The organism is Methylosinus sp. (assembly GCF_036560965.1).
GTDB lineage: Bacteria > Pseudomonadota > Alphaproteobacteria > Rhizobiales > Beijerinckiaceae > Methylosinus.
The window spans coordinates 1-21,575 of record NZ_DATBQF010000052.1 but is presented as its reverse complement, the minus strand read 5'-3'; the positions used below and the strand labels follow the sequence as shown (position 1 = coordinate 21,575).

Below are 21,575 nucleotides of genomic sequence, written 5' to 3'. Positions count from 1 at the left end.
CTCAGTATTTCGTCATGCGGCCGGCGCTGCGCAGGGCGCTGACGCCAGTGGGGGATTTGATCGCGCCCGCCACCATTTCCTTGAAGGTGATATCGGTGCGGCGGTTGCCGTTTCTGTCGACGCTCTCCTTCATTTGCGTTCCCTCCGGCGCGCCGTGAAAATGCACTTCGGATTTCCCGACCGGAGCACCGCCATTCGAGCCCTGCGCATTGTCATTGCCGGCACCGGCGAGCGAGCGCGCATAGGCGAGGCTCTGCGCCGACGGCATAATTTGCCGCGCGATATTGGCTTGGTGCATGGCGTTCAGAACGATCTCGCCATCATGGAGGATCGCAGGGCGCCCGACTTTCCCGCCGTCCGAAAAATGCGGGGCGCTGTGAAATGCGGCGGCCGGGAGCATTTCGACTCGCTTCGACCATCCAGTTGGGCCGCCGTCGGCATAGAAGCCCGTCGCGACCTGCGCCTCGTTCGTTCCAGACGATCCGCTGTTGAAGAGCGAGCCGATCGCCCCGAGGAGTCCACCGCCACCACCGGCTCCGGCGCCGCCGATTCCACCGTTGACGACGACGTTCGCCGCCTGGACGTTCATTTGCGCGGTCGTCTGATTTCCACCGAGACCGAGCGCGCTTGCGATCCCGCCGAATAGGCCGCCGACCTCGCCATTCTTGCCGCCGCCGAGCCCGAGCAGCTTGGCGTAAGGGCCGCCGCCGGTGAGCGCCGCGTCGAGCAGGTTGTCCTGCGCCGACGTGAGCACTTTTTGCAGTGCGTCGGCCGGCTTGCCGCCATGCACGATGTCTTTGATGGCTCCGGAGACTGTATTCGCCGCGGCGCTGTAGGCCGTATTGAATGACTTGGTCGATTCGTTCAGCGCGTCTTGCGCCTTTTTCGCCTTGTCGAGTTCCGTCACCATCTCGGCGACGCGCGTCTTCATCTGTTCGGTCGCGCCGGTCCCGAGTTCCAACTGGTGGCGCTCGATATCGATCTTCAGCGCGATCTTATCGTGCTCTTCGCCCGTCGAGGTGAGAAGCGCCTTCTGATTTTCGAGTTCATGCGTGACCTTCGTGTAGGCCTCGGCGGCGCGCTGCTCATCGCTTATCCCGCTCGCGCGCTTGCTGCCGCTCGCCCCTTCGTCCTCTCGCGCCGCATAGCGAGCGCGTGTCTCACCGGCAGTGACTGACGCCAGTTTCGGGCCACGCGCGAAAAAGTCGGCCTTGCGCTGGTCGAAATCGCTCGACGCATTCATGTCGATCAATCGGCCGATTGGCTGCGGCTGTTGCTGCTCGAATAGCTTTCCGATCACCTTCGGCGCGTTCATCATCGTGTCGATAGGATGCATCAAGCCTTGTAGGAGCTGCTTCAATTCTTCCGACTTCGAAACGGCATCGCCGATTGACCCGACGACGCCCCACCATCCGAGTTTCAGATTATCGACAGGGTTTCCGAGGTCCTGAAAGGCGACGAGCAGCTTCGTTCGCGCGACCTCCGCAGCCTCGTCAATTTGATGCTGCACTTCGGTTGCATGACGCGCCAGCTCCTCATTGATCGTTCCGGCGCGCGCTGCTTCGTCGCCGAGCGAACGCATCGAGAGCGCGCCGTTTTGGATATTGGCGAACAGCTTCGCGCCAGCGTCTTCGCCGAACAGTTTTTGCGAGAGGTCGAGACCTTCGGCATTCGGCAGTGCGCGGATTTTCTGCTCGACGAGATCGATGAACTCGCCGGCCGAGCGCGCCTTGTCCGCGACCTTCAAAAAGCCTTCGTCGACCTGCTCGAGCGCGTCTTTTACGCCGCCGGCGTTGCGCTGATATTGCGCGAACTCATTGCCGGCATTGGTGAGCGCGCCGCGCGTCTGCTCTTGCGTCAGGCCGGAGCGCGCGCCGACGATCTGCGCGCCAGCGATCTGATTTACGCCAAGGCCGGATTGGCGGGACACGTCCTGAAGCTCGGCGAGCGTCCGCTGCGCCGTGGCGCCGATCGCAGTGAGCGCCACCTCAGCCGCCGCAGCGGATGCTATAGCGATCGTCGGTATCGAGCCCAGTGCGCGGCCGAGGCCCTGAATCGGATTGATGACGCGATCGATATCGTTGCCTGAAAAGCTGGAATTATTCCAAGTAAATGAACGCACCCCCTCGAGCGCAAGATTAAAGCGGCCGGCGCTCTTCGTCGCGGCTTCGAACTCCGCGGCGGCGGCGCCGGAGCCGGCCTTTGCAAGCGCATCATCGCGACGGGCGCCGATCAGGGACATGGCGCGCTGCGCACGCTCGGCCGATACCGCGCCTTCGTTAATCGCTCGCGTGACTTTGCGCTGTTCGGCTTCGAAGCGCGTATTGGCGCGCGCGACCGGATCGATGGAGCGCTCGAGCTTGTCGAACGCCGTGGCGGCGGACAGGACCGAGCGGGATGCGTTGTCGTTCGACGATCGCATCACGTTTGCAGACGATGAGATTTTCATCTGCGCGGAGGCGTAGGACTCCAGCTCGCGGCGCGCTGCGTCGACGCCCTCGGTCCGAGCGCGAGTCGTCAACGTGCGAATGGTTTCGAGTGAGACGGCCATTATTCACTTTCCCTGGTATGCGGTGCCGAGGGCGCGTGCGCCCCCGGCTTTCTCTCTCCCCGACATACCGCACGCTGGGGCTCTCCTCGCGTGCGAATTCTTTTTTATCTCGCGGCGAGCGCCACGAAGGGCGAGCGCGTCTGGGTGCCGTTGTAGGGTGTGATCGGGCTCGACCATGCCGGCGCGCCATCGACGCGCATGCGGAAGCGGAACACGAGCTGATCGTTCAAAAACTGCGCGTGACCACTGATCGCCATCGCGTAGTTCTCCACCAGAATGTATTGCGAGAGATCGGCGAGGACGATATCGCCGAGCGTTCCAAGGGCTGGCGCTTGCTCGAGTTCGAGAACCGGCGCGCCCTTCAAACGTGCGAAGCGCTCGCCATTCGAAGGCTGCACGAAGACGCCAGCCCAACCGCCGGAGCTATCCGGCCTATCGAGTTCGTGCGACGCGTCCTCATTCACGATCCATACTGCCCGCCGCCGGGACGGCGCCGGCAGGCGCTGCCACATTTTTTGAATGTTTTCGCGGACGATCGTCGCGGCTGATTGGCCACCTTCGGCCGCGACCGAGATCAGGGAAGGCGTGTTCAGAATGCCGAGCGGCTGTCCCGCGCCCTTTCCCAAAAGGATGGCGCGATCGAGCACGAAAGACATTTCCGAGCCGAATGCCCGCGTGAGATAGCTGCCGAGCATAGGCGCATCGCCGGCCAGCTCGTTCGAGACGACGCAATAGCCGAGGAGCGAATGAGGCTGGAACTCATACTGTTTCAGCCGCGGCAGCGTCGACGAGACGGTCGCAGCCTCCTCCTTCCATAAAACTTTGACGCCGCCCCAGCGCGAGCCGTCCACGCGCGATGTTTCATCGATCATCGGCCGCTTAACAGGGCGGCCATTCTCCCGCTCATGTCGGTCGCAGAGCGGCGCGAGAACAGACTCCGCGTAGAGTGAACCGACAAGATCAGAAATGAATTCGTCGGGAACAGCGAAACCGCCCGACGTCGGATCGACCTCGCCCGCGCCGGAGGGGGCGCGAAGGAGTCGATGATCCGTGACGAAATTGTCTCCGGCGTCGATGACGGCGCGCGCCCATTCGCCAAAGGATCGAAAGCCGCCACGCTTGGCCTGCGCATAGGCGCGACGGGTCTCGATAGTGGACGGCGACGCCGAGACATTCGCGGCCGTCGAAAGAGCGCGCGTCAGCGCCAGGGCGTTCTCCCGGAGCGTGACATTCGAGGCGTGCGCCGCCTGGTCGGCCCATGCGCCCAGGCTCGAAAGCGTGAGGCCGAGGCCACGCGCCTCGGCGAGAGCATCGGGATCGCAGCCCACCGGAACAGCGCTGATCTCGAGCAGCTCCACCTTCGTGAAGTCGAGAGCGCCGGGCTCGCGGTTCGGACCCGCGCCGCGCTTCGATTCGACGGGAATCCAGGAAACAGAGGCGCCGCGCATGAAGCCGCCGCCATAGAGCTGAAATATCTCTTCAGCGAACGGCGTTTCGGCGAAGGTGACGACGCCGCGAAGGAAGCCGTCCTTCTCAGCGAGGCTGGAAACTTTGCCGACGGGCGGCTGCGTCATGTCGTGCGCCCATAGAAAAACGGGCGATGCGCGGAAATTCATCAAGCCATCATGGCCGCGCGACTGCCAGGCGCCGGGCATGATGCGATGGCCGTCGCGGGCGATATTGGGCGTCGCGAATGTGAAAGAGATCGTGCGCGAGCTGGTCGAGCTGGTCGGCGCCGCGTCGGCGATGAGGCGGGAATAGGCTTTCATTTCGCGTCCTCGATTTCGGGAAGCTCGGCGCGAATGCGCTCGATTTCGGCCTTGACCACTTCATCATCCGGCTCGAATTCGAGGGCCTCGCAGCGCGCGTAAGCTGCTATGAGCGCGTCTTGGCGAGCGTTCACCCCTTTCGAATTGCTCGCTGTGCGAACGATGTTCTGCTCGAGCAGGGTCTGCTCGAGGAAATGCTGCGCAGAGAAGCGGCGACGAGTCTTCTCTCGCTCATCGCTGATCCAGCGGCGGAATTCCTCGACGAGCGGCGACGCCATATCGCGGAGCTGACATCTGTTCACGAAAGCCGCGCGCTCATATTCGGCGCGCGCTCCCGACCGCGCAGCGTTCGCGATTCGAAGGGTCTCCTTGGCATCGAGCAGCGCCTGCTCGGCCTTTCGGACCCTCGCGAGGGACTTCGTGATTGCCTCGTCGAGCTCGGGCAGCTCGGCGAGATAGGCGCGCTCGGCCTCGACGATCTCATCGACGAGACGCTGGCGCTCCGCGAGACGCCTCGCGGCGATCTGCTGGCGGATTTCGGCGCCGACCGGAGAAACGGCGAGCGCGTCGAGTAATTGTGTGTGGTCTGGTTTCGTGTTCATGAGCGCGACGATGGCCGGCGGCGAGGGTTAATCAAAGGGGGGTCCACAACCCACGTGCGTTTTTTCACCAGCGCCCGGAAAGGATTTTTCGAATCCGATCGGCGCTCAAAGCCTCGCCGCCGAGGGCGGCTTTTGTCGCCGGGTGTCGGAGCATGTCCCTTGCGATCGCTTCGGCCTTTCCGCGCGTGGACAGGTCCGAATAGCGCTCGAGCGCGTAGCGGCAAATTGTGAAATTCCGCCACGCCGCGCGTTCGGCCTTCCCGGTCTCGGGATCGAGGGCCAGCGCATCCATCCGGCCTCGTCGGTAGGCCGCGCCGATCGCCACGGCGAGAGCAACCTGGTCGGCAGGCGGCAGGTCGAGAAATGCGTCAGTCGTTTTCCTTCGCCCGCCATCGCCCGAAGTGAATTCAGAGGCGGGAAAGTCTCGTGTTTTCATTGGCTTGCCTGTCCGACCTATTTCTGGTGATTTTTTGCTGAATTCAATCGGTCGCGAAACAATCAAATAGATACGTAAAATCAAACCGTTATGCCGAAGTGATTTTAGGTTGGTGAGGCAACCCGTTTGATTTTTCGCCCCGGCCGAAAAAATCTGCGCGTGAGACCCCGTCCGGTTACAGCGCCCCTACGGGTCGAGGATTTTTACCCCCACCCCCTGCTGTGATGCCCCGCGCCGCGCCTGCGGAGGCCGTGGGTAAGCATCGCGCGCCGGGCTAGCGATCGGTTTGCCCAATTCTGGTCTATCGGGAGCGAGCCGTCCGGTCCGGTCGAGGCGACACGAGGAGGAGTCGATGTCCGCCTCCGTCTGCGGGACATACCGGGACATACCGGGACATTTGTCCCGCTGTGTCCCGCCCCGGCCGATGGTCACGGGAGCCACAGGACGCGCTCCCCATTGCGGACATTGCGGACATTGTGGACGCGGTGGACATGTCCGCAGATTGTCCGCTCGCGTCCACCATCGGGCGGAACTTGCGGAGCGGACATTTGCGGACACAACCCTTTAGGGTGTCCGCGTCCGTCCGCAGTCCGCACGTCGGACCGGACATTTTCAGGGGGTCCATATGAGACGCTCCTCTTTGATGCTCGCAGCGACGACGAGCTTCATGCGAAGAGCCGCCTCGAGCGAGCGCTCGAAGGATTTTCGCTGCCGGTCGAATAGCTGGCGCTTGGTTTCGCCCTCACGCGGCTGCGCGGCGATCCTGTCAAAATAGCGCGAACGAACGTGCTGCTCGGCGACGGCCCGAACCAGCGGCCCGGTATTCCCGAAAGGACGCAGGTCCTCGCCAGCGTCGCCGATGGCCTCGGCGAGCGTGTCCATCAGCAATTGCTGCGCACGCGGAATCGCCTTCGTCGGTTTGCTCTTCGACGGCGTGGTAGCGCCCCACTCGACGACGGCCGACTTGATCGTCCGACCCGACGCATCCTCGCCGAGGATTTCGTCGGCGAGCGCGAAGCCGAACTCGGCGCCGCATTCCATGTCGCGCTGTTTGGTCGCCCGGATCGCCCCGGCGGCGACTTCGATCTCCGTGTCGGTCGCGGCGCGCACGAGGGAATGACCGCGAGCGCCGCGAGCAGCGTCTTTGCCGCAGTGATGGACGTAGCTGAAATGTGCGCCCGTCTCGGCCCGGATATGGTCGGCGGCCTGGACGACGCGCCCCATATCGACGGAACTGTTCTCATCGCCTCCGGCGAGCGCGCGCGACAAGGTGTCGACGATAATCCAAGCCGCGCGCTCGCCGCATTGCGCTTCGGCGCTGCGGATAAGCGACAGCAGCTCTTTCGCGTTCGCGTCGCTCGAGCGGAGATCGACCGGATAGCGGATCAGGGCGAAGAGCGGCTTTTCGAGCGGGTAGCGCCTGCGAAGTGCAGCAAGGCGGCGCGTGATGCGCGTGCCGCCTTCGGCCGCGACATAGACGACGAGACCGCGGCGGGTCCGCTTGCCATTCCAATCGCGGCCCGTGGCAACGGCGTGCGCCATGTCGAGCGCGATAAAAGTCTTGCCGGAGTTGGAATCGCCATAGACGACAGAAAATGCGCCCTCGTCGAGCAGGTCTTCAATGAGCGGATTTGACGGCTCGTCGAGCGCGAGAGTCGCCGCGTCGTCGAACCATTCGAGCGCCATCTTGCGGGCGCGTGGCGCAGCAACAACTGGCTCGCCGATCGGCGGCGGGAGGTCCGCCGGCTCCACCAGCGGCGGCTCGCCGAAATCGTCGAGGGCGAGAGGGCGACTCATTCGCTCTCCCGTTCCGCCGCGCGGCGCAGCTCATTCATGGAGTGCGCGGCCTCGCGCACGCGCTGGACGACGGCGGCGAGGTAATCATAGGCGAGATCGTCATCACCGAGGTCGAGCGCGACGAACGCGGCCAATGCGTCGGCGGGGATCGGGCCGAGCATTTCGAGAATGTGAGCGCGCAGCATTTCGCGCGAGAACGCGTCGCGCTGCGGCGCCGTCTCACGACCGCGGCGCTTTGGCAACATGGCGCGATAAGCGCCTGCCGCTTCGGCCGTGAGTGGATCGGGGAGAGGCGCGCTCATCGGGCGCCCCCATTTCCCGCCGCGGCGATTTCGATCCGCAGCACGCGCCACTCGCTCAGTGCGGCGAGCGCCTCGTCAAATGTCCACGCGACGACGTGCGGCGCGCCGCGCGAGATGCACCATGCTCTGAACGCTTCTTGGTCATCCGACAGCATCTCGCCAAGGCGCTTCAACTCGAGGCTATGCAAGAGCCCCCGCGGCGACACGAGAACGAAATCAGGCCATCCCCGAGCAACGCCCATTCGTTTGAGCTTCGAGGCAGTCCGCACATCCCGCGCCTCGCCGGCCGGAAAATGCGTCCAGCGCCAGTCCGGGCGCGCGTGGTCGCGCAAAAGCTTCGCGACGTCCATATGCAGCGCCAGCTCTTTCGGGCGCTCCTTGAGCGCTTTGCGGAGCCGGGGCTTGCGGCCTTCAGCGATCATGAGGAGAGGAGGCGTGCTCATGTGTGCGCCTCCCCGATCAGATCAAAGACGGGGACGCGATCGGCCCGTGAAGCGGCGAGAGCATAGGCCCGCGCTCCCGCATAGGAGCCGCCGAGCCAGACCCCGAGCCTCGCTCCTTCGGAGACATATTCGACGAAAAAGATTTGCTGGCCGGTGGCCTTATCGAGGCCGCCGTCGATGACGAGTCGATTGCCTGTAGCCTTCGCGAAGGGGAGGACATTGCTCATCGGCTCGCCTCCCCGAATACGAGGCCAGCGACGACGCCCGCGGCGATCGGCGGCAGGCGGTAGCGGCGCGCGAGGTGCGCGACACGACGAGCTTGAAGGTGGATGGCGGGGAGGATATTCTCGGAACCGATCAGCGCGCCAACGTGATCACAGTTCCGAGGCCGGTCCGCTCCCGAGGCGGCCGGCTTCGACGTTTTTGAGGCCATGGTTCAGGCGGCCTCCAGCTCGGAGGTCGTGCGGATCGGCTTGCTCATGCGGCTCTGCGCCCATTCGAGCGCATCGGCCCAGCGATAGAGCGGTTTCTTGCCAAACAGGCGATAGAGCGGGCCGCCGCCGCGGGTCGCATAGGTGGAGAGCGTGTGAGGCGAGACAGGGTAGCCGGCAGCGGTCAGCGCGGCGGCAATGTCCTTGCGGGAGAGGAGGTCGTCAGCATTGTGAGAAGCATATGACATTCGGTCACCCTTGCTTCGCGCGGCACGCATTGTTTCGCGCTGCGCTCGTTTGAGGCGACCTTTCAATTACCCGCGGGATGGGCGGATGTCTCAATCATCTTCCGCGCTCTTCAAGAACGCGGAAAACTTCTTACGCGCTCTTCAAGAACGCGGAAATTTTTTGAGCCGGCTGCCCAGCGCGTCGACCTTTACGGGCGCGAATCCGTCATGCTCGAGTCGAGCATTCACACCGCTCAATATTGCGGCGGCCTCTTTATAGGGATTTGAAGCTGGACCGTCGCCGCGCTCGGCCCTTATCGCCTCATCGAGCGCGGCATATTTGGGATTGTTCGAGCCTCTGTCGCGCATGTAACCCGCCTGCAGCACGCGGAACATTAAGCCTATGCGCCCCAGCTGAGCGTCTCCGGGGTCTGAATAATGGCCGATGAGTAGCGTCGCCTCGAGTGCGCGGGCGACCACAAGTCGAGATCGCGGGTCGAGACCGTCCATCACCGAGAGGCATGCCTTCACGGCCCTTTTGCTATTGCGCAATCGACGTCTCTCGTCGGCGCTCAAATCTTCGCGCTTGAGCGTTTCATTCACGAAATTCGCGGCCTGCCGCTCGAGCGCACGACCGTCATACATGCGCCTCCAACCGTCACATAACCGTCGCAGCGTCTCATTTTCCGCCAGCAAATTTGAAAATTCCTGGCTCCCTCTTGTGCCGAGGAGCTTGCCATCGAGCGATCGAATAAATGTCGGCTTCATCGGCTCGCCCCCTCGACCTGAGTGAGCGGCTGGCGCATCAGCTCGGCGATTCGATCGGCGACGAGATCGGCCGCGGCAAGGAGAATAGCGTCGGCGCTATGGACGTAGCGGCTCGTGATCGATCGGCCCTTGTGGCCGATGAGCGCTCCGATCGTCAGTTCCGAGAGGCCGAGATCGGCGGCGACCGAGGCGAAGCTATGCCGCAACACATGCGGGGTTATGTCCGACGGCAGGCTCGCGGCCTCGGCGATCCGCAACCAAATCTTGTGAAAACCGCCCGTCGGCTTTTTACTGTCTTTGGGCGACGGAAAAACGAGAGCCCCGGATCGCGGGAGCGCTTTAAGGATTGCGCAGGCAGCGCGCGAGAGAGGCCGAGTCGAGGCTCCGGTCTTCGTGTCGCTCAGTCGCGCCGTCCGAGCGCCGAGGTCGACCTCGGCCCATTTCAGCGCGAGCATTTCCCCACGGCGCCACCCCGTGAGGGCAAGAAAGCGCACGCCAGCGATGGCGACGGGCCAAATCTGATTCGACATTGCATGTAGAGCCGCGCCGAGGGCGGCATATTCAGCATCGGAAGCGCGCCGCTCCCGCTGCTCATAGGCGTATTTTTCGACGCCATGGGTAGGATTATCAGGCCGCAACCCGAGCCGAACGCCATAAGAGAAGATGACACCCACCAAGGCGAGCGTCCGCGTCGCAGTGCCTCGCCCCCCGGTCACACGGGCGAGCCCATGCTTTCCAGTCTTGATTCGGGCGGCGGTCTCACCGCTGGCGACGGCGTTATAGAATCGCTCGATATCCAGCCGTGTCACGGCCCGGACCTTCAAACGCCCGATCTGCGGCTTAATGTGCCGCTCGACGCGGCCCTTGTCGGTCGCCAGAGTCGACGCCTTTTTCGCCTTGCCTCGCCGCAGGATTTTGCCCGCCTCTGCATCGGCGAGGTAGAGGTCCGCCAACTCGGCGACGGTCGCGGCCTTGCGGCCCTCTTGCCTGTCCGCCGCAGGATCGCCGCCCGAAACGATTTCCCCGAGCAACCGTCGCGCCTCGGCTCGGGCAAGATCGGGCGTCCATGGCGCGCCGTGCCGGCCGATCGTATGCCAGCGCTGGCGCCCGTCCTGTGTGCGATATTTCAGGACGTAGGATGGCCGATCCTTCTGGCGCCGGGCGCCGAAACCCGGAACGGCCCCCCTGCCCTCGTCCCATATCGTCGAGCCGGCCTGCAGGATGGCAATGTCTTTGAGCGTGATCATGAGCGCCCCGTGCTGTAGCTACCAGATAGCTACCACGACAGCACAAGCGCCGACAAACCGAATATGCGACGATCAAACTTAAACACAATGTTTTTCAGCTACTTCGTGATGCGTGGCAAATCCCGTCAAACTGCGACAAAGCGAAAAAACTGCAATCGCACTGCAGAGGTCCGGGGTTCGATTCCCCGCAGCTCCACCAAGCTCCACCTAGGAAAACATCTGGCAGCCGAGGAGCGAGCGGCCTAGCCGTCTCCCCCACGCTCATTTCCGAACGAGAGGTGCGGCGCGAAGCGTCGGCGCAGCGACCGGCAAGTCTCGCGCGCTCCGCGCCGCGCGTCCTTCGTCGAGCGGCCAGACGAATCGGACTCCTGCGCAGAGCGACAATAGAAATCGAAAAAGCCGCTCACGCCCGCGGGGTCGGAGCGTGCTCGTCGAATCGGCGGCGTGGAAACGCGGCTCTGAACAGCATGATGACGAGATTGATGAGAATGAGCCCCACGAGGAGCGTCAGGCCCCAATCGCCGATGCTCGCCGAAGCCGGCGTCTGCAAAACCGAATTGAGGGCGGTTTCGCCTTTGGCCCATACGCAGCTCACCGCCTCGCAGAATGGCATCGACGCGAGCGGCTGTTCGCAGGACTCCATGATCGGCTCCCGAGTTTTCGTCTATCGCCATGCAATTAGAGGCGCTTCGCGCGACTTCAATCCCGCTGTCGCCGCGCCGCGACGCAAACCTCGGCGCAAAGCGGTCATTGGCGGCCACTGCGAATCGATGCGCACGACAAAGTAGAGATGGGGCGAAACACGCCTATCGTCGCGTGCGCCAGAGTAACAATTCTGTTACCGTCGTAGCATTTCCGCTCGACATCGGCTAAGTATTCGCCCACTCTACCGGGGTTCGGATTTTCCGTTCATCCTAGAAAAGCTAAGAGCTGACGTAGCCGATTCGGATGAGAGATCATCCGACCGAGGTCGTTTCGCCCCTATCGACGCCGGAGACCCATGCGCCGCATCGTCCGCCCCTTCGTGAAGGAATTCAAATCTCGCTCCGCCAAGGCGGCGGCGGGCCGCCTCCCTCTGCTCGAAGAAACGACGGCGGCGGAACCGAAACCGGCGTTTCTCGACCTCGCGTCCTTCGCGCCGCGAGTCGTCGAACGTGAAACGCACCATGACGACACCTATGAAGCCGCGATGAAAGCGGCCGACCTCGTCTTCGGTAAAAAGATCGAGCCGGCGGCGGACGCTCCGCTCGCGACGACCGGCCGCGTGCTGCCGAGCCTCGTCGAGATCGCGGCGCCCCAGCCCGAGCTCCTGGAGGAGCCCGTTCGCCGCAAGCGCGGCCGTCCGCCCGGGGTGAAGAAGGCCGCCGAGCCCGTGTCGAAAGCCGAGGCGCCGATTCGTCGGCCGCGCCGCGCGCCGAAGGAAGCCGCTCCCGAAATCACCCCGGCGCTCGCGCTCGTCCCGGCTCCCGCTCCCCCACCCCGCCGATCACCCGCTCCGTCGCCGGTCGCCGTCATGGCGCAGCCGGCCGTTTCGGTCGCCGTCGCCGCGGAGGTCGCGACGACCGGCCGCCGGGTGCGTCGCTCCATCCAGCTGCGCTGGGTTCTGGGAACAGAGCTGCAGGCCGGCGAGAGATGGAAGCGCCGCCTCCCCCAGGCCGCCCGTTGAGCGTGAGACGCCGCATCGGCGCGCGCCGTCTCTTTGCAACAGGGCGCTAACCTTCGCCTTTGCTATTCGTTCAAAATCCTTGCTCCTCGGCCCGATCGGCGTCATATACGGAGAGCGATGACGGACTCTCAAGAAACCACGTTGATCGAGGCCTTGAAGAAGGTCGATGCCCATGGCGACATTGCGCCGCCGCATGTGCAGGACCCGATGACCATGGCGCTGCGTCAGCGCGCCATAGCGGCCGATCTGATGCGTTGGGACGACAGCCGCGGCCGGTACGTGCTCACGGGCACCGGCCGCAGCCGCATCAGCGCCCGCAATCGTGCGCCGGGCGCGGTGCTGCGATTCCGTCGCCGCGACGAGAGCGACGGATCGCCCCAGCGCAAGGCCGACTGACGCGCGGCCTACTTCTGCGCCTATTTCCCCTTCCCGAAGGTTCCGTTCTTCGCCTCCGCCGCAGCCGCGTGATATTTTTTGGCGATCTGCCCGAGATCGACGCGCGTCGGCGGCAGCTTCAGCCCCATCTCGTCCAGCGTGTCGACGACGATGCGCGAGATGACGAGGTCGCGAAACCATTTGTGATTCGAGGGCACGATGAACCAGGGCGCATTTTTGACGCTGGTGCGCGAGAGCGCCTCCTCATAGGCCTCCACATAGTGCGGCCAATATTCGCGCTCCGTGTAGTCGTTCTCGCTGATCTTCCAATTGCGCGCCGGATCGTCGAGCCGCTGCTTGAAGCGCGCGAGCTGCTCCTGCGGGCTGATGTGCAGATAGAATTTCAGGATGCGCACATTGCCGTCGCGCGTCAGCAGATGCTCGAATTCATTGATCTCGTCATAGCGCTTGGACCATATGTCGCGCGGGACGAGCTTGTGCACGCGCACGACCAGCACATCCTCGTAATGCGAGCGATTGAAGATGACGACATGGCCCTTGGGCGGCGCATGGGCGTGGATGCGCCAGAGAAAGTCATGCTCCTGCTCGAGCGGCGTCGGCTGCTTGAAGCAGGCGACGGAGACGCCCTGCGGATTCATGCCCGAGAACAAATGCCGAATGGTGCCGTCCTTGCCCGCGGCGTCGAGCCCCTGCAGCACGATGAGCAGAGCCTGCGAGCCGTCGGCGTAGAGCAGATATTGCAGCTTCGCCATCCGCTCGACATGCTCCTTGATCTTGGGCAGCGCCTCCTCGTGAGTTTTGTGCTTGCCCGTTTCGGAGGGGTCGTAATCGGATAGGCGCAGCTTCGCGCCCGGCTCGACGATATATTTGTCACGCCAATCCATTGCTTTTCCTTCCCGATAAGGCTTTCACGGAGCCTTCTCCTGCGCCAGCGTGAGGCCGCCGGCGAGCGGCCGCTCGACAGTGGCGACGCTTTTCTCCTGGCGCTTCATCCTGTGGTCCACGACGCGCGCGACGACCTTGCGGACGAAGCCGAGAATGAACATGAAGGCGAGGCAATAGGCCCAGACGATGCCGATGAGCCGCAGCGAGATCGGCGGAACCAGCCAGCCGAAATAGCACATCGCCGCGGCCAGTATCTGCGTCGCCACGATCGCGAAGAACAGCTTGGCGGCAGGGAACGGCGGCATGAAGAACCAGCGCCGCGTGCGCGCCACGAGCAGCAGCAGATGGCCGCCGACGACGAGCTGCAGGAACATCATCGTCTGCAATTGCTGCGGCGTGAACAGCTGCATCGCTTGCCCGAGCGGCTCATGCGCCAGCGCCCTGACGCCGATCAGCAGCAGCCCGAAGGATTCGAGGACGCAGACGAGGCCGAGCACGGTCGCAATGGACAGCAGACGCGGCATCCGCCAGCGAATCGGCAGCGGGGCGACGGGCGTGTTGTCATAGGCGATGGTCATGATCGGCGCGTCGTCGAGCAGCGACATCACGACGATCATCGCCGCGGTGAGCGGCGTGAAGCCCAGAAACACGCTCGACAGCACGACGACGAACATGATGTCGATCGTCAGCGCCACGCGATAGGTGGTGTAGCTCTCGATTCGGCCGAAGATGCGCCGCGCCTCGTCGATCGCGCTATCGATGACGGAAAGACCGGGCGCGGTGAGGATCAACGCTGCGGCGCCGCGCGCCGCGTCGGTCGCGCCGGAGACGGCGACGCCGCAATCGGCCTGCTTCAGCGCCGGCGCGTCATTGACGCCGTCGCCGGTCATGGCGACGATATGGCCGCGCTGCTGCAACGCCTTGACGATCGCATATTTGTGCTCCGGAAAGACGCGCGCGAAACCATCCGCCCGCTCGATCGCGTCGACGACGTCGGCGGAGAGATGATTGGGATCGAGGTCTTTCGGAAAAATATCGGCTGCGGCGACGATATGATCGCCGAGGCCGAGCTGCCGCGCGGTCTCTATGGCGATCGCCGTATCGTCGCCGGTCACCATCTTCACCACGACGCCCTTGGCGCGCGCGGCGGCGATCGTCGCCTTGGAATCGGCGCGCGGCGGATCGAACATTGGCAAAACGCCCAGCAGATGGAAGGTCTCGCCGGCATCCTCCGAGCGCGCCACGGCGAGCGAGCGCGAGCCCTTTTCGGCGAGCTCGTCGACGATCGTCTTCACGCGCTGCGCGACGCTCGCATCCGGATGGACGAGATCGACGATCGCCTGCGGCGCGCCTTTGGAGACGATGATCGATTTGCCTTGGCGATCCGTCACCGTCGCCTGCGTGCGCTTGCTCACCGGATCGAAGGGGACGAATTTCGTCAGCGAATAGGTTTTCAGCGCGTCCTTGTCCTTCAGCGCGTCGATGCAGGCTGTGTCGATGGCGTCGCGATCCTCGAGCTTGGAGGCGAGCGCCGCGGCGAGGATGCAGTCCTGCCCGTCCTTGGAGTCGAACAGGATCGGCTCGCTCAGCGTCAGCTGATTCTTGGTCAGCGTGCCCGTCTTGTCGGAGCACAGAATATCGACGCCGGCCATTTCCTCGATCGCCGAGAGCTTGGAGACGATCGCCTTCTGCTTGGACAGCGCCAGCGCGCCGAGCGCCATCGTGACGGAGAACACCGCAGGCATGGCCACGGGAATGGAGGCGACCATCAGCACCAGCACGAATTGCAATATGGAGAGCGCGTCCGACACGCCCCAGTCGTCGGCGACGACGAGATCGCGATAGACCTTCACCGCGACCAGCACGACCGCGAGCGCGACAGCGACGACGATGAGAAAATCGCCGATCTCGAACATGGCCTTTTGCGCATGGCTCACCGCGCCGGCGCCGGCGACGAGGCTCGCCGTGCGGCCGAAGAACGTATTGGAGCCGGTCGCCGTGACGACGCCGATCATCTCGCCCTGCTTGACGATGCTGCCGGAAAAAGCGGCGTCGCCGGGCTTTTTGGCGACGGGCAGCGATTCGCCGGTCAGCGCCGCCTGGTCGATCGAGGCGTAATCGCCGGAAACCAGCCGTAAATCGGCGGGCACGACGACGCCCAGCCTGATCTTCACAATGTCGCCGGGCACGAGCTCGGCCGCTTGCTTCGTGCTCCAGTCGCCGTCGCGCAGCACGGTCGCCTCCGGCGCGAGACCCTTCTTCAACGCCGCGAGCGCATTGGAGGCCTTGCGATCCTGCCAGAACTCCAGCGCGGCGTTGAAGAGCAGCAGCGCGAAGATGATGGCGAAGTCGTTCCAATGGCCGATCAGCGCGGAAACCAGCGCCGCGGCTTCGATCATATAAGCCATGGGCCCGGCGAAATAGCCGAGGACTTTCCGCCAGATGCCGACGCGCTTCTCGGCCAGCTCATTGCGGCCGTAGGCTTTCAGCCGGCGGCGCGCCTCATCCGGCGCAAGCCCGCGCTTCGGATCGACGCCGAGCCGCGCGAGCACTTCGTCCATCGGCATTTTGCTGTAATCGGCCGCGGCCGGAGGAACCTCTGCGGCATGCGTCGGGCGCGACCTGGTGGTCAGGGACATGGCGTTTCCCTTTGGCGAATCTCTCGAGGGCCGCCCGCGACAGCGAGCGCGTCTCGCGAGACATAGAGCCGTTTCCGCCAGGAAATAGTCTCCGCTTCATCATGAATTCAACGTCGGCGGCATTAACCATCGAGTTGACAAGCCGGCGCCCCACGCCCAAGAGGACCGCCATTCGGCGCGCGCCGACACGATGCGCCGCAGATCGAGAAGTGGATCGCATTTGACGCGGCAGACCTATGCGCTGACCCCCGAAAAGGACGTCATCGTCCGCGACGGCCGCTTTTTCTCCCTCTCGAAGGAGCCTTGGCTGCGCGTCGCGGATTTCGGCGCGAGCCGTTTTGTCGAGATCGTCTTTCGCACGAGCCTGCTGGACGATCCCGTACGTCCTGTCCTGCGCTTCGTGACGCCCTCCCGCGTCATCGATCGCATTCTCCCCGGTCCAGTCGCCGGCGCGGGCGTATGGATCGGCGCCATGCCCGCCGACGCGCGCGCGATTCTCGTCAGCCCGACCAACGCGCCCGGCGCTTTCGCTTTCGAGATCGAGAGCGTGCGGCCCGTCGGCCTGCTCGAGATGCTGACGCGCGTCTGGCGCCGCAAGCCCGGCAAGCTGTGGTCCTATTTCCTGCCCACGCTCTTCGGCTTTCGCGCCGAGGCCGAAAATGCGCTCGATTGGGCCAGCAATTGGGAGCCGCTCGACGATTTCGAGACCTGGCAGGCGCGGCGCGCCCGCCGCTTCGAGCCCGCGGGATTCGACGCGCCGCGCAGCGATCCGCGAGCCGGGCCGCGCTTCGCCATTCTGATGCCGGGTCGAGATGCGGAACCGGATCGCTCCGCCGTCACGCTCGCTTCGATCGAGAGACAATCCTACCCGCTTCGCGCACGCATCGCGCGCAGCGAAGAAGAGCTCGCCTCGCTGCTCGCGGAGACGGATTTCGTCGCGCGGCTGCTGCCCGGCGATGAATTGGCCGATCACGCTTTCGCCGCTCTCGCCGAGGCGATCGCGCGCGCTCCGCGGACGAAGCTGATCTACGCCGACGAGCTGCTGCGCACGCAACGCGGTCTGCGGCCGAGCCTCAAGCCCGATTGGAGCCCGTCGCTCGAAGCGGCGGGCCCCTATCTCGGCCGCTGCGCCTTCTACGCCGTCTCGACTCTCGCGGCGCCGGAGATCGGCGAGGCGATGCGCGCGGCGCCGTTCCGTCTCGCGCGCGACGAGATCGCCCATCTGCGCCGCTGGCTTCTCACCCGCGACGCCGAATCCGAGGAGGCGATCGTCGCGCCGCCCGCGCCCGCCCCTGCGGAGCCGGCGCCGAGCGTCTCCATCATCGTGCTGACGCGCGATCGGGCCGATCTTCTCGGCCCCTGTATCGAAAGCCTATTGCGCCTGTCGACGCATCCCGCCTTCGAGCTGGTCATCGTCGACAATGGCAGCCGCAAGGCCGAGACTTTAGTCCTCTTCGAGAAGGCGAAGACGGACCCGCGCGTGCGCCTGCTCTCGCGGCCGGAGCCGTTCAATTTCGCGCGGCTCAACAATGACGCCGTCCGCGCCTCGACCGGCGCCGTCGTCGTCTTTCTCAACAATGACACGGTCGTCGTCAGCCCCGATTGGCTGGAGACGCTTTCGCGTCGCGCCATGGCGCCGCAGACCGGCGCGGTCGGCGCGCTGCTGCTCTATCCGGACGGCCGCATCCAGCATGCGGGCGTCACCATAGGCCTCGGCCAGGACGCCGGCCATTTCGGCGCGCTGGTCGCGCCGGATGCGCCATCCTGGCTCGGCCGCGCCGGCCATGCGCATGAGACCTCCGCCGTCACCGCCGCCTGCATGGCGGTGGAGCGACGCAAATTCGACTCGGTCGGCGGCTTCGACGAGATCAATCTGCCGATCGAGTTCAACGACACCGATCTCTGCCTGCGGCTCGCCGAGCGCGGCTGGACCTCGCTCTATGTCCCGCAGGCGCGGCTGCTGCATTACGAATCGGCGTCGCGCGGCTCGGCGCTGTTCCGTCCGATGAGCGTCTATGCGAAAGAGCGCGACTATTTCCGCGACCGCTGGCGCGCCGTCATTCGCGACGACCCCTATTATCATCCCGCTTTGTCGCTCTATGCGCGCCATCCGGCGCTCTGGTAGGGCGACGCGAAGAAGAGAAGATGACGCGCCCGATCGTCTATGACGCCACCCATCTCGTCTCGCTCGGACGCGCATCGGGCGCCGCCGGCATCGGGCGGCTGGACCTCGCTTTCGCGCGCCATTTCGCCGCGCATCCCCGCCTCGATTGCGGCGCGCATTACGGAATGCGCGGCCCGCATGTGCTGGCGCCGTCGCGTCTCGCCCGCATCGTCGCGGATGTCGCGCCGGCGACGCGCGACGATGCGGCGGAATGGATGCGGCTCCGCGGCTGGCTGCTCGGCGTCGCGGACGATCTGTCCCCGACGACGCGAGAGCGGCCGCGCGGCGCTCTGAGCGAATTGCTGTGGCGCATGCCGCTGCGCCTCGCCAATGACGCGCCGCGCAGGCTCGCGCCCTCGTCGCTCTATCTCAATATCGCGCAGCACGCCTGCGAGTTCCCGGCGCTGTTTCGATGGCTCGCGCGACGCCCGGACATGCGCGCCGTCTTCTTCATGCATGATCTCTTGCCGCTCGACCGACCAGAATTCTTCCGGCCCGGCTATGGCCGGCTCTTTCAACGCCGAATCGACACGATTCTGCGCCACGCCCATGCGCTGCTGACGACGAGCCATGTCGTCGCCGAGCGCTTGGCGCAGGAGATCGCGCGCCAGGGCGCAAGCGGGGGCGCGCGCATTCCGATCCATGTCGAGCCGCCGCCCTCGACGCTCGAGCAGCCAGGAGAAACCGCGCATGACGACGCGCTCGCGCGCTGCGATTACTTCGTGCTGCTTTCGACGCTGGAGCCGCGCAAGAATCACCTGATGCTGCTCAATGTCTGGCGCGCCCTCGCCGCCGGCCCGCAACCGGCGCCCAAGCTGGTCCTGGTCGGCGGACGCGGCTGGGAAAATGAGCAGATCGTCGACACGCTGCGCCGCGGCGAGACGATTCGTCCCTGCGTGCGCTGGGCCGGCGATCTCGCCACGGCCGATCTGCGCCGGCTGATCGCCAACGCCAATGCGCTGCTGATGCCGAGCTTCGCGGAGGGCTATGGCTTGCCGGTGGTCGAGGCGCTGTCGCTCGGAACGCCGGCGATCGTCTCCGACATTCCGGTGTTTCGCGAGGTCGCGCAGGAGCGCGCGGTCTTTCTGTCGCCGATCGACGGGCTCGGCTGGAAGCGCGCCATAACCGATTTCGTTCCTGCGCAGTCGCCGCGCCGTCTCGCCGCCATTCGCGCCGCGCAGAGCTTCGAGGCGCCGAATTGGCCGCGCTATTTCGAGCGCGTCGAAACGTTTCTCGACTCCCTCTGAGCGGCTCCGCATCCTCGGCGCGAGAGCCCGGCGCCTTGCCCTATCCCGCCCTCGGCCGATGAACGAGGCCGGCGAAAGCCGGGCCGAGCGACGATGCGCGACTCGCCCTGGGCCGGATCGAGAGAAAGCGCCAGAAAAGCAAAAAGCCCGACGCGAGCGCGCCGGGCTTTTCCGTCAATTTGCTCGACCCTGTCGGGCCGCGGCCAAATCAATATTTGGCGACGACCGGAGCAGCCGCCGGGCTGAACAGGTTGAAGTGATAGTTCACGCCAGCGCGGACCACATGGCCGTTGAAGCGAGCGGAACTCTGCGTCGTGCCGATCACGCCGGGAGCGACGTTGTAGGTCAGAGCAGAACTCGTCGTGACCGAGCCCAGATCGTAATAGAGATATTCGACCTTGGCGCTCCACTTCGGCAGGAACAGCCACTCGACGCCGCCGCCGGCGGTCCAGCCGACGCGGGTGTCGGAGAAGCTGCCCGCGGCGGTGCCGACCGCAGCGCCGGCCGCCTGGAAGACCGAGGTCGTCAGATTGGCCTGGCCATAGGCGAGACCGCCCGTGCCGTAGACGAGCAGCGACGGGGTGATCAGATAGCCGAGGCGGCCGCGAACCGTGCCGAGATAGTCGAGCGAGCGGGAAGCCGAGAGAGTCGACGAGAAGCCGCCGACGCCGGAGACGCTCGTGGCCGCGTTGTTGCTGCCCGCGACGCCCTGGATGTCGGCCTCGATGCCGGCGACGAAGCTGTTGGCGAACTGATAGTTATAGCCGATCTGGCCACCGCCGATGAAGCCGTCGTTGTTCGTGCTGAGCAGGCCCGAGCCGAAGGCGGAGAGCACGGCCGGAAGCGCGCCGGGGATGACCGGCGAGGTCGCGATCGAGGTGGTGCTGCTGTCGCTCCAGGTGTAGCCGGCGTTCAAGCCGACGTAGAAGCCGGTCCACAGAGCCGGCGGCGGCGGCGGCGGCATCAGCATGGGCGCCTTCTTCGACGGCAGGTCGGCAGCCAACGCCGAGCCCGCGGAGACGGCCAACGCGAGCGCGGAGGCGGCGAGCAAAGACTTTTTCATCATACGGCCCTCAGTTAGATTTATGGGTCTTCGATCCGCCGCCGCCGAAGCCTCGAAGCTCCGCACGATCGATCGCCGACCGCGACAACCGGGCACAGAAGTGCGCCGTCTGTGGTGAATAGCTACGGATCATTACGAGGATCGTCAACAAAGGCGGAGCCGTTGCGGCCGCAATTCGTGGTTTTTGTCCCGGCCTGTGTCAAATGCGCAACAGTGCTGGAGCCCCTGTAAAAATAATCCGCTCGCATAAGCGCACTTGCCAAGAATTTGCCGCTTTGGCATATCTCAACTCGCGCTCGCCGAAGCGCCGGGATTCGGAGCTTCGGAGAATGCCCTGCGGAGACGTGGCCGAGAGGCTGAAGGCGGCGGTTTGCTAAACCGTTATACGTTTTAAAGACGTATCGGGGGTTCGAATCCCCCCGGCTCCGCCATCGTACGGAATGGGGTGTGGCGACACCAGAATCCGGTCCCGCGCGTTGACCGTGCCGCCCAAGGACGCTTTGCCCAGATCGCGACGGCATCTGATGCGTGTGGGCAAGGAATGTCAGCTTCATTGCGGGTGGCGGGGCCTTCCGTCACTTTGGTGGTGCAAACCAGGTGCCCCATGGCCTGAATGGAACCGCTGATCCTCCTTGGCGCCGCGATCGTAGCCGGAGCGGTATTCGCCGCCCGCTACGTCGCGCGCCGCCGCGCCGCAGCCGTGCTCGCGCCGGCGCTGCCGGGCGCCGGCAACCCTCCCAGCGAACCCGCGACGGCGCCCGAGGTGCAGGCGCCGGACGACCGCGCGGAACTCTATCGCCTAAGCGAAGAGATCGAGACGTTTGTCGAGAAATCCGCCCACCCGCGCGAACTCATCGCGCATCCACCGTTCAAGAGGGCGGTCGCCATCCTCGCCAAGCCCGACATCCCGCTCGAGACGCTGCGCCAGTATGCGACCGGCGC

General features: G+C 64.9%; 20 protein-coding genes and 1 tRNA gene. 6 read left to right on the top strand and 15 right to left on the bottom strand.

All coding sequences use genetic code 11. The features are described 5' to 3' along the window. Position 1: 1 nt before the first annotated feature. The 12 genes from VIF40_RS12955 to VIF40_RS12895 form a co-directional block, all read right to left on the bottom strand. Positions 2-2,551: a hypothetical protein gene (locus tag VIF40_RS12955; protein WP_331937923.1), complete on the bottom strand. Its 2,550-nt coding sequence runs from the start codon at positions 2,549-2,551 to the stop codon at positions 2-4. 104 nt (positions 2,552-2,655) lie between these two features. Continuing rightward, positions 2,656-4,320 (bottom strand): phage major capsid protein, encoded by a 1,665-nt coding sequence (locus tag VIF40_RS12950; RefSeq protein ID WP_331937922.1) that lies wholly within the window; start codon positions 4,318-4,320, stop codon positions 2,656-2,658. Further along, a complete protein-coding gene (locus tag VIF40_RS12945; RefSeq protein ID WP_331937921.1) occupies positions 4,317-4,922 on the bottom strand; it encodes a hypothetical protein in 606 nt (201 codons plus the stop codon). Before VIF40_RS12945 ends, VIF40_RS12950 begins: the two co-directional genes overlap by 4 nt. Positions 4,923-4,986: 64 nt before the next feature. Then, a complete protein-coding gene (locus tag VIF40_RS12940) occupies positions 4,987-5,442 on the bottom strand; it encodes a hypothetical protein (RefSeq protein ID WP_331937920.1) in 456 nt (151 codons plus the stop codon). A gap of 528 nt (positions 5,443-5,970) precedes the next feature. Next, positions 5,971-7,110, bottom strand: a complete 1,140-nt coding sequence (locus VIF40_RS12935) for an AAA family ATPase (protein ID WP_331937919.1) — start codon at positions 7,108-7,110, stop codon at positions 5,971-5,973. A 41-nt stretch (positions 7,111-7,151) separates the two neighbouring features. Then, positions 7,152-7,457: a hypothetical protein gene (locus VIF40_RS12930; RefSeq protein WP_331937918.1), complete on the bottom strand. Its 306-nt coding sequence runs from the start codon at positions 7,455-7,457 to the stop codon at positions 7,152-7,154. After that, complete coding sequence (locus VIF40_RS12925) at positions 7,454-7,900, bottom strand: hypothetical protein (protein ID WP_331937917.1); 447 nt, start codon at positions 7,898-7,900, stop codon at positions 7,454-7,456. Before VIF40_RS12925 ends, VIF40_RS12930 begins: the two co-directional genes overlap by 4 nt. Next, positions 7,897-8,127, bottom strand: a complete 231-nt coding sequence (locus VIF40_RS12920) for a hypothetical protein (protein WP_331937916.1) — start codon at positions 8,125-8,127, stop codon at positions 7,897-7,899. The genes VIF40_RS12925 and VIF40_RS12920 overlap by 4 nt, the downstream gene beginning before the upstream one ends. A gap of 209 nt (positions 8,128-8,336) precedes the next feature. Continuing rightward, positions 8,337-8,579 (bottom strand): hypothetical protein, encoded by a 243-nt coding sequence (locus VIF40_RS12915; RefSeq protein ID WP_331937915.1) that lies wholly within the window; start codon positions 8,577-8,579, stop codon positions 8,337-8,339. Positions 8,580-8,720: 141 nt separating this feature from the next. After that, entirely contained in the window at positions 8,721-9,326 is a 606-nt protein-coding gene (locus VIF40_RS12910) for a hypothetical protein (protein ID WP_331937914.1), read from the bottom strand. After that, complete coding sequence (locus VIF40_RS21505) at positions 9,323-10,573, bottom strand: tyrosine-type recombinase/integrase (RefSeq protein ID WP_414684801.1); 1,251 nt, start codon at positions 10,571-10,573, stop codon at positions 9,323-9,325. The genes VIF40_RS12910 and VIF40_RS21505 overlap by 4 nt, the downstream gene beginning before the upstream one ends. 403 nt (positions 10,574-10,976) lie before the next feature. Beyond that, a complete protein-coding gene (locus VIF40_RS12895; RefSeq protein WP_331937913.1) occupies positions 10,977-11,216 on the bottom strand; it encodes a hypothetical protein in 240 nt (79 codons plus the stop codon). 357 nt (positions 11,217-11,573) lie between these two features. Here VIF40_RS12895 and VIF40_RS12890 point away from each other — a divergent pair, with 357 nt between their 5' ends. Together VIF40_RS12890 and VIF40_RS12885 are read left to right on the top strand one after the other, a co-directional pair. Next, the gene (locus VIF40_RS12890; protein WP_331937912.1) at positions 11,574-12,239 is read left to right on the top strand and encodes a hypothetical protein; all 666 of its coding nucleotides are present in this window, start codon (positions 11,574-11,576) and stop codon (positions 12,237-12,239) included. Between the two features lie 141 nt (positions 12,240-12,380). Next, positions 12,381-12,635, top strand: a complete 255-nt coding sequence (locus tag VIF40_RS12885) for a hypothetical protein (RefSeq protein WP_331937911.1) — start codon at positions 12,381-12,383, stop codon at positions 12,633-12,635. Positions 12,636-12,655: 20 nt separating this feature from the next. Here the strand turns inward: VIF40_RS12885 and VIF40_RS12880 are convergent, their stop codons facing one another. After that, positions 12,656-13,519 carry a polyphosphate kinase 2 family protein gene (locus VIF40_RS12880; protein ID WP_331937910.1) on the bottom strand — a complete coding sequence of 288 codons (864 nt, stop codon included), beginning with the start codon at positions 13,517-13,519 and terminating at the stop codon, positions 12,656-12,658. 24 nt (positions 13,520-13,543) lie between these two features. Next, positions 13,544-16,159: a plasma-membrane proton-efflux P-type ATPase gene (locus VIF40_RS12875; RefSeq protein WP_331937909.1), complete on the bottom strand. Its 2,616-nt coding sequence runs from the start codon at positions 16,157-16,159 to the stop codon at positions 13,544-13,546. Positions 16,160-16,379: 220 nt separating this feature from the next. Here VIF40_RS12875 and VIF40_RS12870 point away from each other — a divergent pair, with 220 nt between their 5' ends. Then, entirely contained in the window at positions 16,380-18,284 is a 1,905-nt protein-coding gene (locus VIF40_RS12870; protein WP_331937908.1) for a glycosyltransferase family 2 protein, read from the top strand. Positions 18,285-18,304: 20 nt separating this feature from the next. Beyond that, a complete protein-coding gene (locus tag VIF40_RS12865) occupies positions 18,305-19,570 on the top strand; it encodes a glycosyltransferase family 1 protein (protein WP_331937907.1) in 1,266 nt (421 codons plus the stop codon). Positions 19,571-19,778: 208 nt separating this feature from the next. Here VIF40_RS12865 and VIF40_RS12860 read toward each other — a convergent pair whose 3' ends face one another. After that, complete coding sequence (locus tag VIF40_RS12860) at positions 19,779-20,633, bottom strand: outer membrane protein (RefSeq protein WP_331937976.1); 855 nt, start codon at positions 20,631-20,633, stop codon at positions 19,779-19,781. Positions 20,634-20,971: 338 nt separating this feature from the next. Between VIF40_RS12860 and VIF40_RS12855 the strand changes: the two genes are divergently transcribed. Together VIF40_RS12855 and VIF40_RS12850 are read left to right on the top strand one after the other, a co-directional pair. Continuing rightward, positions 20,972-21,064: transfer RNA gene (locus VIF40_RS12855), tRNA-Ser, on the top strand. Positions 21,065-21,246: 182 nt separating this feature from the next. After that, the coding region (locus tag VIF40_RS12850; RefSeq protein WP_331937906.1) for a hypothetical protein at positions 21,247-21,575 on the top strand (329 nt) is incomplete at its 3' end.